The sequence below is a fragment of the Metallosphaera sp. D4-4 genome (assembly GCF_046245145.1).
In the GTDB taxonomy this organism is placed as follows: Archaea; Thermoproteota; Thermoprotei_A; order Sulfolobales; family Sulfolobaceae; genus Metallosphaera; species Metallosphaera sedula.
Window position 1 is genome coordinate 1255612 of the sequence record NZ_CP176412.1, and the last position, 16321, is coordinate 1271932.

The 16321-nt window shown below is 43.8% G+C and carries 16 protein-coding genes and 1 pseudogene; 5 read left to right on the forward strand and 12 right to left on the reverse strand.

Annotated elements, in window-relative coordinates; all coding sequences use genetic code 11:
* Positions 1 to 38: 38 nt before the first annotated feature.
* The 4 genes from ACI49J_RS06750 to ACI49J_RS06765 form a co-directional block, all read right to left on the reverse strand.
* A complete protein-coding gene (locus ACI49J_RS06750) occupies positions 39 to 674 on the reverse strand; it encodes a metalloregulator ArsR/SmtB family transcription factor (RefSeq protein WP_193453368.1) in 636 nt (211 codons plus the stop codon).
* Positions 675 to 1005: 331 nt separating this feature from the next.
* Positions 1006 to 1782, reverse strand: a complete 777-nt coding sequence (locus tag ACI49J_RS06755) for a radical SAM protein (protein WP_193453369.1) — start codon at positions 1780 to 1782, stop codon at positions 1006 to 1008.
* The gene (locus tag ACI49J_RS06760) at positions 1779 to 2978 is read right to left on the reverse strand and encodes an Nre family DNA repair protein (protein WP_193453370.1); all 1200 of its coding nucleotides are present in this window, start codon (positions 2976 to 2978) and stop codon (positions 1779 to 1781) included. The genes ACI49J_RS06755 and ACI49J_RS06760 overlap by 4 nt, the downstream gene beginning before the upstream one ends.
* A 496-nt stretch (positions 2979 to 3474) precedes the next feature.
* Positions 3475 to 3930, reverse strand: coding sequence for a hypothetical protein (locus ACI49J_RS06765; RefSeq protein ID WP_193453371.1), 456 nt, complete (start codon positions 3928 to 3930; stop codon positions 3475 to 3477).
* A 228-nt stretch (positions 3931 to 4158) separates the two neighbouring features.
* On the opposite strand from ACI49J_RS06765, the gene ACI49J_RS06770 reads away from it, so the two are divergent.
* Positions 4159 to 4929, forward strand: a complete 771-nt coding sequence (locus ACI49J_RS06770) for a P-loop NTPase (RefSeq protein ID WP_193453372.1) — start codon at positions 4159 to 4161, stop codon at positions 4927 to 4929.
* Positions 4930 to 5012: 83 nt separating this feature from the next.
* On the opposite strand, the gene ACI49J_RS06775 is transcribed toward ACI49J_RS06770, so the two are convergent.
* Both ACI49J_RS06775 and ACI49J_RS06780 read right to left on the reverse strand, forming a co-directional pair.
* On the reverse strand, positions 5013 to 6011 hold the full coding sequence (locus tag ACI49J_RS06775) for an AIR synthase family protein (protein ID WP_193453373.1): 999 nt from the start codon (positions 6009 to 6011) through the stop codon (positions 5013 to 5015).
* A 385-nt stretch (positions 6012 to 6396) separates the two neighbouring features.
* Entirely contained in the window at positions 6397 to 6927 is a 531-nt protein-coding gene (locus ACI49J_RS06780; RefSeq protein ID WP_193453374.1) for a hypothetical protein, read from the reverse strand.
* Between the two features lie 451 nt (positions 6928 to 7378).
* On the opposite strand from ACI49J_RS06780, the gene ACI49J_RS06785 reads away from it, so the two are divergent.
* The 4 genes and pseudogenes from ACI49J_RS06785 to treZ all read left to right on the forward strand — a co-directional run bounded on the left by ACI49J_RS06785 (position 7379) and on the right by treZ (position 9916).
* The gene (locus ACI49J_RS06785; RefSeq protein WP_193453375.1) at positions 7379 to 7555 is read left to right on the forward strand and encodes a hypothetical protein; all 177 of its coding nucleotides are present in this window, start codon (positions 7379 to 7381) and stop codon (positions 7553 to 7555) included.
* A 46-nt stretch (positions 7556 to 7601) separates the two neighbouring features.
* On the forward strand, positions 7602 to 7856 hold the full coding sequence (locus tag ACI49J_RS06790; RefSeq protein ID WP_193453376.1) for a hypothetical protein: 255 nt from the start codon (positions 7602 to 7604) through the stop codon (positions 7854 to 7856).
* A complete protein-coding gene (locus ACI49J_RS06795; protein ID WP_193453377.1) occupies positions 7849 to 8076 on the forward strand; it encodes a hypothetical protein in 228 nt (75 codons plus the stop codon). Before ACI49J_RS06790 ends, ACI49J_RS06795 begins: the two co-directional genes overlap by 8 nt.
* Before the next feature lie 172 nt (positions 8077 to 8248).
* A pseudogene (gene treZ, locus ACI49J_RS06800) lies at positions 8249 to 9916 on the forward strand (malto-oligosyltrehalose trehalohydrolase).
* Between the two features lie 390 nt (positions 9917 to 10306).
* On the opposite strand, the gene ACI49J_RS06805 reads toward treZ, so the two are convergent.
* The 6 genes from ACI49J_RS06805 to ACI49J_RS06830 are packed head-to-tail and all read right to left on the reverse strand — an operon-like array spanning position 10307 to position 16316.
* Complete coding sequence (locus ACI49J_RS06805) at positions 10307 to 11065, reverse strand: ParA family protein (protein ID WP_240255255.1); 759 nt, start codon at positions 11063 to 11065, stop codon at positions 10307 to 10309.
* A gap of 24 nt (positions 11066 to 11089) precedes the next feature.
* Entirely contained in the window at positions 11090 to 11635 is a 546-nt protein-coding gene (locus ACI49J_RS06810; RefSeq protein WP_240255257.1) for a hypothetical protein, read from the reverse strand.
* The gene (locus ACI49J_RS06815; protein WP_240255259.1) at positions 11622 to 11948 is read right to left on the reverse strand and encodes a hypothetical protein; all 327 of its coding nucleotides are present in this window, start codon (positions 11946 to 11948) and stop codon (positions 11622 to 11624) included. Before ACI49J_RS06815 ends, ACI49J_RS06810 begins: the two co-directional genes overlap by 14 nt.
* On the reverse strand, positions 11945 to 13180 hold the full coding sequence (locus ACI49J_RS06820) for a (Fe-S)-binding protein (RefSeq protein ID WP_240255262.1): 1236 nt from the start codon (positions 13178 to 13180) through the stop codon (positions 11945 to 11947). Before ACI49J_RS06820 ends, ACI49J_RS06815 begins: the two co-directional genes overlap by 4 nt.
* A gap of 19 nt (positions 13181 to 13199) precedes the next feature.
* Complete coding sequence (locus tag ACI49J_RS06825) at positions 13200 to 14078, reverse strand: hypothetical protein (RefSeq protein ID WP_240255264.1); 879 nt, start codon at positions 14076 to 14078, stop codon at positions 13200 to 13202.
* A complete protein-coding gene (locus ACI49J_RS06830) occupies positions 14079 to 16316 on the reverse strand; it encodes a nickel-dependent hydrogenase large subunit (protein WP_240255267.1) in 2238 nt (745 codons plus the stop codon).
* Positions 16317 to 16321: the final 5 nt, after the last annotated feature.

Below are 16321 nucleotides of genomic sequence, written 5' to 3' on the forward strand. Positions count from 1 at the left end.
TTACTCAATAATAGCTTCTCCTTTTTTAGATACTAGATTTACTCAATAATAGCTTCTCCTTTTTTAGATACTAGGAATCTACACATCGGGGAACCAATAACCTGCCTATGAGTGCTCTGCACCTCAGCATCTAGAACTTTGGCAAAGAGGTTTCTTTCAAGTTGGCATGCTTCTCCATAAACAGATGCAACTTTATAAATAGGACAATTAAGCTCTATTAATTCGAAAGAATTTCCCACTCTTTTCACCTCAGCCATATATCCGTCCCTGCATCTAAGCTCTCTTAAGACCTCAACCCTTTCCTCTAGCTCCTTGTTCTTCATTTTCTCCATATATTCCTTCGTCAGATGCCTAATTCTTTCTTGTAGAAATTTTATTACTATATTACCGTAACCTTCCCTTTCTAAGAAATTCAATAATTCATTCAGAATTAATGAGTCTGAATTCTGGAAAAATTGCTTGCCCTTATCTGTTAGTTCGAATACATACTCTGGTCTCCCAATGGGTTTTTTAGTCACTTTCCTTGATACTAGTCCCTCGTCTTCAAGTTTAACCATATGCTTGTAGGCTCCCATCTTCGTCATTCCTAAGTGATCAGCGATAGCTTTCAAATTCGCGCGATTATTCCTCTTAAGGAAAATAATAATCTCTTCACGGGGTAACTGATCATTCATGGTAATATTTTATATCTGGAGGTTTATAAACACATGATAATATCGTTTCCATAGTGACCTAATGATAATGAGGAAGTATATTTCTAAACTTTATAAACGGAAATGTTGAATAAAGTTAGTCTCAACATTAAATCATGAGATGGTTTAAGCGGAACAAAAATGACGGAGTGTCCAAGAGAGATGTCGTGATATGTGATTATCCGATAGAATATATTAGAAACGAGTTTCCTAACGATTATGATTTTTGTAGAAAGATAAGACGCTCTGATAGGTAACATCATCTTCACCGATTAAAACGAGGACCTAATTTATCTAGAGAGAATCTCCATATCTAAAATAACGTATTATATCTTCTTTTTGTTTCGTAGATCCAGTCTTCTTGCTCTGAGTGACACTGGACTCCTAGCTCTTCGCACATTTTCCTGATCTGTTCTTCAAGTTGCTTCCACGTATTTTTGGACACAGACCTGAACGGAAGGCCTGGATAATAATTAAAGACGTCATATATCACCCTAACCCCAATTTTTCCAGCCTCCTCAAGCACTCCAAAGAAGTTGTGTCCCGGTATCACAGGACCAAGAAACATCCAGACCTCCACTCCGTTCTCCTTCAACTCCTTCAAGGTCTCAATCCTAGCCTGGGGGAGAGGAGCTAGTGGCTCAATCTGCCTAGCCTCCTCAGGGCTCATCGTAGTCACGGTCACTCCCACGTCAACTCTTTCCCTATACCTGGTGAGTATGTCGAGATCCCTCAGCACTAGGGGTGACTTGGTCTGTATCGAAACCCTGAACCCACCTTCTAAAAGTAATTTCAAGGACTCCCTGGTTAATCTGAAGTTTCTCTCGACTGGCTGATACGGATCCGTTATGGTAGAGATTCCCACAACGCCCTTCCTCTTTACCTTGACCTCCTTCCTGAGGACCTCCAATAGGTTTTTCTTTACTAGAATCACTTCTCCCCACCTTTCCCCTACTTCCCTTGGGGAGAAGTACCTAGCGTAACAATAACTACATGAAAATCTGCATCCAAGGTATGGGTTGAGGGAGTAATCAAGTTCCCTCAATCCAGATTTAGTGAGAGCGCTCTTTACCTCTATTTCCCTTATCATGGGAACAACCTCGACCTTATCATGGGGATCAATCCCGAATGTTTAGACCACTCGTGAGGACTTACTTTGAGTACTCCCTCAAGGAACTTCAACGCGTCATTAACGGTGTCGAACTTCATGCTCTCACTCTTCAGCAATTCCCTGATGTTTTCTCGGACGAACCATACCCCAACAGGGAAGTAGAAACCGGGATAGATCTCCCTCCACAGGATCGGAATTGCCTGTCTCCTTCTCCTTTCCAGGTGTTCGGCAACAGCCAACCTAGAGGAGTAATAACATCCCCCTATATCAGGGTAGGTTTTTCTCCCTAAATATTCCTCGTAGTCAACTTCGACCTGAGGCGAGCTCCCCCACATGTTCCACGTTGTTGATGGGAACCATGCCTCTCCCCACTCAAATGCCCACTCGCCTGGAACCAGGATTGCCACGAAGGTGTTAAGCCTGAACTTCCTCACGTATACCTCTACCTGATCAATTGATGGGTATTCCTTGATCTTCCTTACAAGGAGGTCTGACAGGGTTTTGTCCACTGCCGTAATACTCCATCTAGTTGGAACAAGTTTCCTCTCCACACCTAGGTTACCCACACTGAGAAGGCGAGCTATCCTCTCCACGGGAATGCCGTCACTGTATAACCTCTCTATTGCCTTTCCTGCTTTCATATCCCTCTCCTGAAAGACTTTCTCCACTACCTTTTCGGGAGGAGGTAAAGTGCCCAGGTTAAGCCTCTTCAGGGGAGCTGAGGGACCGAGAGGGGGAACTGTCTCGCTCAGAACTCTCCCCCTTGGTACGACCTCCAGGTTAAGCTCCATCTCCACAGGCCTAGGTGAGAGGGAGGCCACCTGAACGTCGTATAATTCCCTTCCAGGAGACCTAGCCTCACTAACCTTGAACTGAATACCACCTCGTACCACAGACATTCTCATGGCCAAGAACCTGTTGATGTCCATGGTTAACCAGGCTCGAGGATCCTCGTAAATGGAGGTGTCCCCAAACTCTGGGGGAGTTGAAGGATATACGGTAATCCTGGGATAACCAAACCTGCCCACGAAGACGGAGGGAGGAGAATCTCCGTTGACAATCTTCCCCACCTTTACCTTCATGGAGAGATTTTTAACTAGGATAGGACAATAACCGAGACCGCAAAGGTACTTGGCTCCCCTACAGGCAATACATAGGTGGGGATCCACATACATAAGTACCAATTGGAATCGAAGATTATTAACTATGAGATCATGAACTGGGTATTTTCACCCTGGGGGACATGTCCAACGTCATTAACTCTCGTTAGTAGTAACCTCAGCATGAAAGGGAGCTTAATGATTATACTACGAGGAGCTAAGCAACAGGAGAAAGCCTCTCTCGCTCACATAGAATATCCACCCACCTTAGGTAACTGAAGGTAATACCTCCCAAAACAAGCGGAGATTCGTGTGATGAGGATCCAAGAGATGATAAGGTTAAACCCATGCCATTAGAGATTCCAGTTAAGATGGGCAAGGATTTTGTTAGGAGAAAAAAGCAGGTACTATGTATAGATTTTTATCTTTATCATTGCGAGCTGTGTATTCAGGATTGCTTATACTGGCGCCTCCAGATAAAACAGATCCCGCCAAGTCTCTTATGAACTTAAAAACTCCCTTTGTACCTTACATCACCGTGGTAACCTAACAGCTAAACGTTAACGGAGTATTAATGTTCCAAACTCTTGTCCCTAATATATGGGACTATTCTAATTAGCCCGTTCCTTAGTCCATTGGGCCTGAAAAGGTCATAATAGAACCCAACATCCATATTATTGACTCTTATGTGGAAGTTTCTCCTTTCCACTTCCTTATCCTCATCCAGACTCACAGGCTCGTCACTAACCTTACTTACGCTACTACCCACTGCGTGTGCCAGTTCCTCTACCTGTTCTAAGAACTCCGTCTTTAGATCTTCCAGGATATATAGTTCAGATTCCCAATAAGCCGAACCATTAACGTATAGAACCCCTTCTGTCTCACTTACGTAAACCATAGGGTTTTCAGGTACCTCAAAAGTGAACGTTGCGCCACCTATTGGAACTTCTAGGGATTTACCTACCACCTTTTCCCTCTTCAATTCCTCTAAGGGCAACCATTTCTTTTCAATTATCTGAACGGACATGTATGCTCACAAATAACTCTCTCTTTCATCATAAAAAAGGAAGTACCCTTATCTATAAGGGTATTAATAAAGACACGTTTGTAAAACTACGTAAATCACAGGATTTCTGGAGTAGATATTACTAAAACCATACATGCTTCCAGTTTAACGCTAATTTGAAAGTAGAACCCTTACATTACTTTCCAATTTAAAAAGAATATTTAAGTACTTACATCAATAAGGTAATTCATGAGGCTGTCAATACGTAGCTCAAAGGGTGGAGTTGGAAAGTCCACTGTTGCGATATCGCTCGCTAAGGTCTTCGCATCTGAAGGACATCATGTACTTCTCATGGATAGGGACATTGTGGGTTATGCGTCCTACCTTGCTGGGATAAATGGGTCCGGGTTGGTAGCCAGCCTTGCGGATAGTAAGGACGTTGACGTTATCAGGGAATTCCCCGTAGGGAAAGGGAGTATCACGGTTCTAAAGTACTTTGGGGATGGGCCCAGGTTTAGACCAGATCTGGAGAAAATACATAAGAACAAGGACTTGATGAATCTTGGATGGAAGTACTACAACGAGTTTTTGACCAGAAGGAAATACTCCTACTTTATAGTTGATAATGCTCCCATGGTCATGCCCAATGACGAAATTAGCATTTACGAACATATGCAATTTAGATCTTTGTTTCCTACCATCCCGCTAAAATATCTAATTATATCAGATAGTTTGACTCAGACCATTGAGGATAACTTGAGGTATGCCAAGGCCATAGAATCTCAGGAAACGCAGATCCTGGGTTTCATTATAAACATGATTAAACCACAGGATCTAAAAAGTCATGAAGATATTATAAGAAAAGTAATAAATGAGCTAAAATGTAGAATTGGAGTCTTGATGCCCTTCAACGAGGAGCTCTTTCAGTTTAGCGGTAGTATAGAAGATTTCCCAGTTCCACAGCAGATGAAGGAACTAGCGAAGCGTATAGAGACGGAGGAGCATGGCATTATAGCGTAATTTTAATCGTGATGTTATGAGCTAAGGGATACACGATAGACACGTTGTCACAAAAGTCTCACGAATCCCCCTCCAAGAGGAAGTTATCTCTTGTTGGCAAGGTCGAAGAATGCCCTCCAGAAGGGATCCTCGCTGGGCTTCTCGATCCTCTTTCCATCAACATATACTCCTTCCCCGCTCTCCACTCTCCCAACTATCTCAGCCTCTATTCCGTTTCTGAGTAGCTCCTCCTTCACCTTTTCCTTATCTGTCACAATGACCATGGTTCCCTCACTTATTGACGAGAAGGGGTCGATCCCCACAATCCTCGTAACCTCCCTTACGGCTGGATTAATGAAGAGCCTTTCGCCGTTAACACTTATCCTCTTTCCTGTTACCTCCGAGATCTCAACGAGGGCGTTCCACAGACCTCCCTCAGTGGCGTCGTGCATCATGTGAATCCCTACCTGGCTCGCTATCAGTCCATCCTTCCAGCACGACATCTTCCAATACATGTCCTGGGCCTCCTTGAAGAGGTCAGCCCTCATTCTCTCCCTGAAAAACTCGGGGTAGAGATTCGCAAGTAGGCCAGTGGCCTCTATTGCAGGCCCCTTAGTAACTATGACGTAATCTCCAGGTTTTACCTTGGAGGGATGACCAAGTCTCTCCTTCTCCCCTATACCCATCATGGTAAACCCGCCAACCATGGGGTAGTTGACGCCCTCATACCTACCTGTGTGACCTCCCACTACCATTACCCCAATCTCCAGCAAAGCCTCGTGTATTCCCACCCACATCTCCCTAAATTCCTCGTCTGTCATGGAGGGTGGCAGGTTAAGGTCAAGTAAGGCGTACCTGGGAGGAATACCTGAGGTCATAACATCACTCGCAAGGATGTGAACCGCAAACCAGGAGGCCTTTTTCATCCCAAATTGAGGGACAATGAACACAGGGTCGGTCTTGACAACGAGGACCCTATCCCCCAAGTCTATCGCGCCAGTGTCTACCCCAGTTAGAGGGGGAACTATTACCTCGTCCAGTCTCTTTCCAAGATGGGGATAGATCACCTCGTCGAATATCTTCCTATCTATTTTGCCTAACATGAAAGGAAGTATTGGATCGCGTTAAATATTTCTTTCACTAGTTTTAGGGGTTCAAGTTGTCGTGAACTAAGCCCTTCGACTATCTTAGTCCGTCACTATTATGATGTGAAGTCGAACATCCAGTTCCTGTGAGCTCAAAGCTCACTTTGAACTAGGAATAAATAAGACCTTGGAATTGATGATACACGCCTTTCTCCATCGAGGTGCCCGATAACCAATCCGTTAAGGACTAGACCAGGAGTTTTGAGTTACTTTACATGAACCTACGTTGATCCCAGATGGTGTTCTTCACTCATCGAGGTAGACATATCAAAACATGTGAACTTACCTATTGTCCACCCAAAACGTCCTAACCACCAAACATTCACGCAAAGATCACACGAAACTATCTCGGTAGAGGTAAAAAGGAGACTGCAAGTACCATGAGAAGGACCGTTGTGGTAAGTAAAACCATTCCCACCAATGAGTAGAACCTGAGCCTAGTCTCCAAGATCTTGATCTCGTCAATCTTAGACGGATCCACAGACTTATACAACCTGAACAAGCTCTCAAAGGTAGAGGCAATCTTCACGCCGACCAGAAACCCAACCAGTCCTATTAATGCTCCTGAGAACACGCTAGCCCCCCAGGGTGTCGAAAACAACACGTGATAAACCTCAGCAACTCCTCCTGACCTATAGAACTCGAGCATGTAATAGAGGAACTCTCCCGCGCCAAAAACCATGGTGAGCAACCCTACAGCCTCAGCGAAACTCAGAACTGAGGGGAAAACATCCCTCATGAGCTCAAATACCGTGGAATTCGACAGTTTTGCCAGTTTAGGCGCAAAGACAGCGCCAAATAACATGACTCCACCGAAGTATATGAGTGCGGAGAAGCCGTGTACCACGTTAAGCAGGATTGAGATCGGTACCATTTATGTCATCCTCGGACCTGGAAAAGCTAAAACTGGTAAAATTTAAGCTTTGTTTTAAACTAGTGTAAATTTTTATAATTATTCTAAAATTGTTTTATTAAGATTAAATATTCGTCACCATTTCTTGCCATCGGCGAAGATGTGGGTTACGCCTCTGACGGAGTGATTCGGAGAAGAGACAGGGACGAAGTCAAGGTTATGCGTCCTTAACCAGGCTTCGACGCTTTCCCTGCTAGAGAGTTCACTATAAGATCCTTACTGAACTATGGATGTGAGTCCCTCAACAGGATCGCGAAGTTAACAGTTCGCATGGATCAGCTTTAACTCATCGATGAGCAAATTTACATGAATCTGTGGAACGAATGGCAAAATCTAGGTGAGATCTCCGTAGTAGAAATTTTGTTGACTACATGGTTAAAAATTTATTATGAGAAAGATCATATTAATTCATATGAGCGATATCGTCGATCGGCTGAAGAATGACCCAGAGTTCATAGAGTTCATAAAGAAAGTTGCGGAGTCTGTGAACCAGAACATAGTGATCCCTTACATTAATCAACTTAATGAGAAAATAAATACAGTTATTAGCGATATTGTGGAGATAAAAGAGAGAAGCGGAGAGGGATAATAAAATAGAGGAGTTAACCAAGTCAATAACAGCGATCGTGGAGGAGATGAAGAGGAGGGATGAGGAGCTCAAGGAGGAGAGTAAGAGATTGTGGGAGGAGATGAAAAGGATGAGGGAGGAGAGCGAGAAGAGAAACGAGGAGTTCAAGAGGAACTTTGAAGCAGTTCAGGCTGAAATTAGGAGCACAATCATGAGATATTCCATGAGCCTAGAAGACGAGGCTAAAGCTGCATTGGAGTGGAAACTCATGCCTTGGTTACTCGGTAAAAATCAAGGAACTCGAGATTCCCTTCGTGGCTGATCTATTTGCCGTGTTCGATAACTACGTTCTCATAGGAGAAGTAAAGATCACGGCTAGATCTAGCGTCATAGAACAGTTGGAGATCACGATAGAGTCAATCAGAAGAAATAGGCCAGAACTCCTTGAGAGTAAAAGGATAATCCCAGTGATATTCTCCATGAGACCTAAGTACATTCGGAGGGAATGTGGGGAAAAGGGAATATTCCTGACTGATGGATAACGAATACACAGATCTCAAGAAGATTATGATGAAGTGATGGAAAAACTTACGAAGCCTTGAGCTTGATGTGAGCTCACTTCCGTTACGGTTTTCATGATTTGACTGAACCAGGGGTAATTGAGACCCTCTTCATGCTCTTCTGCGTTTTTACCCTTTTCTGTCATTTTTCTTTATGTTTGAACCAACAATCACAGAGGAAGGAGTCAAGTTCACGCTTTGGGCCCCCTACTGCTCTAAAGTGTCGCTTAAACTGGGACAGGAGATAACACCGATGACCAGGGATGAAAAAGGCTACTTCACCGCAGTGGTTAACGCTAAGCCAGGCACACTGTACAAGTTCGTTACGGATAAGGGCGAGATACCCGATCCGGCCTCTAGATACCAGCCCGAGGGAGTTCATGGGCCCTCACAGTTAATCTCAACCGAATTTCCCTAGGAAGACCAGAACTGGAAGGGGCTGTCCAAGGAAGACCTAGTTATCTACGAACTTCACGTTGGGACTTTCTCGTCCATGGGAACATTTGATGGGGTCGTGGAAAAACTGGATTACCTATCCGAGTTGGGGGTCACTGCCTTGGAGATAATGCCAGTGGCTCAATTCCCAGGGAAAAGGGGGTGGGGCTATGATAGGGTCTATCTGTACGCTGTCCAGAACTCATATGGTGGTCCATCCGGATTAATGAGGCTTGTCAATGAGGCCCATAAACGAAACCTAGGCGTCATTCTAGACGTGGTATATAACCATGTTGGTCCTGAGGGGAACTACATGAGCCTCATTGGGCCCTACTTTTCCTCTAAGTACAGGACTCCCTGGGGGTTGACCTTCAATTACGACGACTATGGAAGTGATGAGGTAAGGAAGTTCATACTGGATAACGTGGAATACTGGATTAGAGAGTTCCACATTGACGGATTTAGACTGGACGCAGTACATGCTATCGTGGATACGTCCCCAAAACACATTTTGGAAGAGATAGCTAACCAGGTTCACAGTCACGGTAAGCTAGTAATAGCGGAGAGTGACCTTAATGATCCAAGGATAGTTAATCCAAAAGAGAAGTGCGGTTACGGAATAGATGCGCAGTGGGTGGACGATTTTCATCACGCGGTTCATGCATACGTGACAGGCGAGAGACAGGGTTATTACACAGACTTTGGTGACGTAGGAGACATTGTGAAGAGCTTGAGGGATGTGTTTGTATATGACGGTAGATACTCTAAGTTCCGGGAAAAATCTCACGGAAGACCTACAGAACTTCCAGGTTGTAGCTTCGTAGTTTATATTCAGAACCATGACCAGGTAGGTAACAGGGGTAGAGGCGAAAGGCTATCGAGACTGGTTGACGTAGAGACATTGAAGATAGTATCGGCTCTCTATCTCCTTTCTCCTTACATTCCCATGATATTTATGGGGGAAGAGTACGGAGAAGAAACCCCCTTCTATTATTTCTCGGACTTCTCTGAACCTGAGTTAGTAAAGGAGGTGAGGGAAGGAAGAAGGAGGGAAAATGGTCAGAGTACTGATCCTCAGTCAGAGACCATCTTTACCTCATCCAAGTTAACATGGAATATCAAAGGTGAGATACTCGCTTTATATAAACAAATGATTAAGGTGAGGAAAGAGTATCTGAATTGCAAGAGAGATAGCATAGTAGACAAAGGAGATAAATGGCTCATTGTTAAAAAAGGCAAAATAATGATCATATATGCATTCGAACAAAGCACCATCAGGGTTAACACAAATGGAAGGTTAATTCTGTCGTCTGTTCCCTTTCCCCAAGAGCTTAATGGAGAAGAAATAAAGGTGAATAGGGGTTTTGGAATTTACGTTACTTGGTAGAAAACTATGTTCGGAGTCAGCTCTGATGATATGCTTTGCTATGTATAAAGAACTATTATCGAACTCGCTCGGATTTTCTCTCATTCAAACAAGCTAGTACCAGTACTTGAACACGATGAAAGGAAACATTATCTCGTACCTCGTCACAAGGTTCTTGTGGTACTTTGATCAATCCTTGTATATCTCCTTTCCTCCGAGGACATTATCACCTGGGTATCACGCTAGCTTAAGGTTGACCCTCGAGATACTTCAGAAACAGAACTAGTGTGTGTAGCATTTGATTACTTAACGCCAATTCTACGAATTGTTCTGATCAAGAGAATGATGTTAATTTTAGAATACCCCACACACTAAAACAGAACTCAAATTATTGAGTTATTAGCGACAAAACTAAGTTATTATACCCGTCTCTCCTCTTTCCATCTTGGAAACAAACTCCTCCAATTGTTGAGGTACTGGAAAGTCCTTAATTTCGCCGCTAAATTGGAATAGTTCTTCCTGGAAAGCTATAAGCACTCCAAGTTTGCAGTTGAGTTCTAACATAATTTCCTCTATCCTACTCCGATAGGAAGGCATGTCATATGGTTTAATCATGTTTATTACAAATGCTAAAATCTCATAACCCTTAGATGCCAACAGTTTGGCATAAGTTACGCTGGTACTTATTGTACCAGCTATACTATCGGAGACAACTATACATTTCATTGAAATTTGAGATAGCCCTCCTCTGCTCTGTTTCGTTATACATTTATTTATTTCCTGGTCAGGTATTACCGCAGGCGGATTATCCAGTATAAAAAAAGAGTATTTCTTTTCAGATAGGAAATTGTTACAATATTTCCTCCATCTTCCCGTTAACTCATCGTCGCGACGGATTATCTCGAGATCAACTCCGTACCTTGGTCCGTCTCCAAGGTACTTTAATATCGTAATGCCTCCGTTTTCTATGTATACTTCCCTCATCACGTCAATGCTCATTGCGCTTATCAAACTTTCAATAAGACCTGGACCGTCTATACCCGCCGAGTAGGATGCATATCCTGCAATATCTTTATCAACGAAAAGTACTTGATGGCCCTTTGAGGCCAAGAGCTTAGCCAGAGATATAGCTATTACCGATTTACCTACTCCACCCTTTAAACTGTGCACAGACAACGCGATCAGACTCTCACCTTAAAGTCTTATTGATGATAAATTTATTGTCTTAATGCTAATCATTCCCAGTTCTTCTATTACTTTTTCTAATTTCTCCGCCTCTCTTGCCACATCCATGACACTGAAGTATTTGTCGTCCCTCTTTATTACGCGGATTTGATCATCAAACTGAACTACGCATAACTTTCTCTGGTTCAAATCCATGTTTTTCACGTTAGAAAATACTAGTCCTGAAAGCAATACGTTTCCCACTAAAGGAAGTGAAGATGGAACACCCAGTCTTAAGGCCTTAGATTTAAGCGCGCATTCCACATGGTAAGTCCAGACTACTTCCTTAAGGTCTGATTTTAAGGATAATCTTCTTATAAAAAAATCAAAGGATTCCTGACATTTATCCTTTTCACTAGAAAAAATAATGGACTTAATATATTTTTGTACTCTCTCGTCTTCTTCTAACGAGATCTCCACTCCTGGCCTTCTCGATTCCTCGATAATGGGGTTAAGCAATTCTTCAGGATAAGGCCTTACGAAAATTATGCCAACTGCGCTTTTAATGATTTCCACTTCTTTTCACCCTGAACCTCTGAGCAATTTCCCATAGTATATCTTCAGGATTTTCCACCTCTATTGGAGTTACGTTAGCAGCCTGTGCTGCTGCTAACCTTCTAAGGTCTACTTGACTTCTTTCACTCCTTTGTACCTTAATTCCCAAGTTTTCTGCGATCTTTAGCATTTCCGAAGTACCATCAATCGGTGGGATTCTTTTATGATATAGTAATTTAAGAACCTCTGGATCGGAACCTATCGCGTCATTCATGGCCTCCTTTATTGTAGAGTCTATCCCCGTATACTTAATCAGGAATCTAAGAAGATTCATCTTTTTATCGCCTTGTCTAGAATGTTAGTGTAATAATATGCGTTTTTAATTCCCTGCGAGTCCCTTATACCATTCCTCATGGATAGTAGGCAATTCGGATCGAACGTAACCACAGACTCGCCCCAACTTGCCAGTTGCTTTATCGAATACGCTCTAGCCCTTTTCACTGTATCAGATTTCTCCTTTATTAACTCTAGGTGATGACCGCAGGTAAATAGGTTATGGGAAGACGGAGAGAACTTTGGTTCCCTGTAGTTGAATATTGAGGCTTTCATGAGTTCCCTTGGAGGCTTCTCCACGCCTCCCAGTTTACTCATGAACTCTGAATCGTGCACTGTAATTTGATCCTTAAAATCCGCAACTTCTATTTTTACCTTACCCTTCTTGTAAGCATCGTAAATTAATTCTGTCAGATGATAGATGGGTATATCAATTTTATGTCCCAAGGTCTTGGGTGCTTGCCATCTGAGGAAGAAGAGTCCAGCTCCGTCCGAGACCACTATTTTCTTTGCTTCAACCTGCTTGGCAATCTCCAAGATCTTGGTAAAGTGGTCACGGGCTGTCTCAAAATCACCTGCCAGGTAGGAATAGTATCCTACATCACTTATCTGTGAACTTGCAGTGAACTTTTCTCCAGTAGCTATTATTGAGTTGGCTACCTGTTGCAAGATCTCTCCTTCCCTTGATTCCAACGCACTCGGCACATACAAGATGTCAGCCTTTTCATTCAGTGGGAGTCCCGCAGATTTAGCTGTCTCTTCCCACTGTTCCGTGGAAATTCCAAGAGGGTTTCCAAGTTTCTTAGTATTATTCGCCCACTCCTCGACTTCCTCAAGGTTCATTCCTGCTAAATGTAACATTCTCCTGAGAAGAATGGCCGTATACCAGTTAGGTATTTCGAGCGGAGAAACATCGGTACATGCCCCGCAAGCTGTGCAGTTGTAGGACGATTCTCTCCATTTTAGAAATTCTGATGACTTAATTCTTCTTAGTCTTAAGAATCTTGCAACGTTCCCATACCCAGTATAATACATCGAGTAAACCTTGTTAACCTCGTATGTTCTCCACGCGGGTATATCGGTTGCCTTTTGGGAATCCAGCCAGAAAGGACAGGCATATCTACATATCCCACACCTCATACATTCCTGTAATCCCCATACATCATACGGAGACAGCTCATCCAGTGCCCTGGATACCATGCGTCTTTCCATTTTCACATTCTTACCTTCCACCCTAAATCCCCCGCAAACCCTATTCTCTCTTTCTCCCGTATCCGTATCCCCTCATTCCCTTTCCAATATAGTATCCGAACATATGCCATCCCTTGCTAAATGGAACGTAACCTATGAATGCTCCGACCAGCGCAATATGTAATCCGTACCAATTGGCCTGATTTGGCACACCTAGATATGGTATCTGGAAATCATACATTGCTGCAAGGCCCGTGATTACAATAGCAGCTAGAAGAATCAAGAACACATAGTCCCCAGAGGAGCTCAGCCTCTTATGCCCAGTAACATCATCCACTATCCTAGTTACCAAGTATCCTAAAATCCCTGCCATGGCAAGTAGTCCCATTACTGTTCCATTAACTAAGACAGCCAAGAAACTCCAAGGATCAAACGTTGAAGTTGAAACCTCCGCCGAGTTCCATGCGCCTAATGGATTTAGTATTCCCCCATGCGAGTAGGAGTTGCTCCCCAACAATCCTAGCTGGTATGCTGAGGTAAACTGCTCTGGAGTGGATATCTTAAACAGGAACCATAGCGGATTGGAGACGCCAAATATCTGACCAAATATGTAGTTCCATGCTAGGATATGTATACCTACGATGACCACTACACCTAACATGAAAACATGCCAGAATATAGTCTCAACAATGATAAAAGGATCCCTCTTAGCGGCAGCTCCGAAGGGTACGGGAATTGCTGAGACTCCCTCCTTGAATTGTGTCCCGAAACCAGCCATAGTAGGTGCAGGAACTCTCCTTCCCAAAAAATACCTAGAAATTCTATATATGGCACCAAACACGAATATTAGCAATCCTAATGGGAAAATTACATTTAGTCCCCACCAATACAGGGAGTCAGAGCCAAGCGAAGCACCTATTGCAAGGACTATTGGTAACATCTACTTCACCTTCATGGCAAACCTGTAGAATGCTTTAATCGCGTTACTTAAATCAACTGGAGCTCCAAGAGTCATGTATCTAGCCCTTCCATTTGGCAATACCATATGCACTCCGCATACAAAACATGGATCAAATGATCGTAGGGTTTGAGCAAACTCGAAGCCATCCCACTGTTCCGTAGGAATAACTGTTAACCTAGGAGTACCAGGCATGTTATAGTCAGGGTTCCCCATTAGCACTTCCTCAAAAGTTCCTGCGCCGTGTGTTGGAGATGCGGGTTTAATTGTTTGAATACCGTCGTCATAGGAATTCTTCACCCTTGGACCGGAGTTCACTGTAGTTGGTTGCATTTGTTGCGGGTTAATTGTTGGGACATTTACGCCAGTTCCGGTAGCGAACACCTCTGAATGATACTGTGCACCTCGTGGGGCCTCTTTCATTCCCACACCTAGTGCTACCCCCGTATTTGTATTGGACTTGTAGGTCCAGCTCGATGGAGGCATAGTACTCACTTGCGTAATGCCCTTCTTCAAGTACGTGATAGCAGACATCCAGGCTATCCACATTCCCATCCCATCTAGACCCGCCTCAAATGCCCTGGCTCTCATCCTTTCTATGGCATTAGTAACTATCTTTCCACCGGAAAGCGCGTATGGTGCCACATACTTGAACTCTATTTCGCTCCCCTGCTGAAACTCAGGAGGCAGTGATATCCTTGGACTGTTCACGGTGGGCAAGTAGAAGGTGGCACTCATCTCGTTACTGTTGTATGAGACTTCAAAGCCCGAGGGATAGCTAGAAGTGTATATAGGTGTAGGGGCCTGTGGCTGAAGAACTTGGGCATACATCACGGCCATGGGATCCGCTTCAACGTTGTAGAAGAGATTAGTAATTGGTTTGTGATTCTGGTACGGAACTATTCTAGGTGAAACCGCCCATGAATAGGGTGCAGGATAGGCCATTGGAACCGGTCTAGGCTGCGGGTTAGGCATAGTCCACTTTCTCCATGGATGGTAGTAACTAACCTTATTTCCAATGGGATCTTCCTCTATTCCGCTCACTGAGGATGGAACTTCACTATTGAAGGATCCATTTTCGTACCACGGCGTGTAGAAGGAGGACTCCACGAACTCCCTTATTCCGAGATTTATGTCAATAAGGCTGTTGGTGACAAGCTGTGGAGGAGAATTGGAATTGGGTTGAATAACCAGTCCAGGTTTCACGACCCTAGCCCTACCCCAAGCGCCCATATTCTCATAGGTGCCATCATAGGGCATCACTGATGTACTGGATGGTGAAACTGAGGGAGCTTCTGAAACGTCGCTCTGACCATAAGAGACAAAGTTTCCAGGTCTGTTTCCCTCCTCAGCAAATCCAAGAGTTCCATTCAATTTGTCATATAGAGCCTGTATTCCGAACGTGTTGTTATAATCTGCAAAGAATAATGTCAAATATTCATATACGGCCATCTGTTTCATTAACCAAGCCGTTCCATCAACCATCCGTTGGAAATATCTTTGTAGGTTTTCCACAGTGGCAGGTACACCAATTCCTCCAGGTACCATTGTTATTGGATGAGGTATTCTGAGATAGTACAGCAATTCAGCCTCGTGAAGTATTCTCCACGAGTAGGCACCCTCAAGGAAGTAAGCGCCAATTATTGGAACTAGCGCATCCATAAGATCTGAAACGGTTTTCAATTTGACGCCTGCCATTTCCAGTTGCGTTGGTGCGCCCATTGGGAATGCCTGAGACTCTTGCGCTACTTTACTCAGAGGTGTTTGCTGAGCTATTTCATAAATTTGGCTTGGGAAATACCCGGCCACCTTGAAGAATAGGGAGCTCCAGTCTGGTCCTCCTAAAGCTGTAAGATGGGCTGTGGCATCGTAGGTCATAGCCGCGTCATTAGCTAGAATAATGGTTTCAAGACCTAACGGTGGAGGAGCGTTACCGCCCTGAGCCATTTCCTGTGCAATTCTTTCAATGAATTGGTGATGTTCTCCACATATTCCACACTCCCTACTGGAAAGCATTATGACGTCTGGTCCTGGCTTATTTCTCATGAATATCTCGAAACCTCTGAACATACCTGCTGCTGCATAGGCGTCCGTAACCCTGTTACTAGAGGAGTCGTAGGTGACTTGTATTCCCAACTCAGGCTTTATCCTCACTATGGGTTCTATGAGAACTGGTTTAGTCCAATCAAACGTGAAATAGTATGGTGAACTACTTGCCATATCTC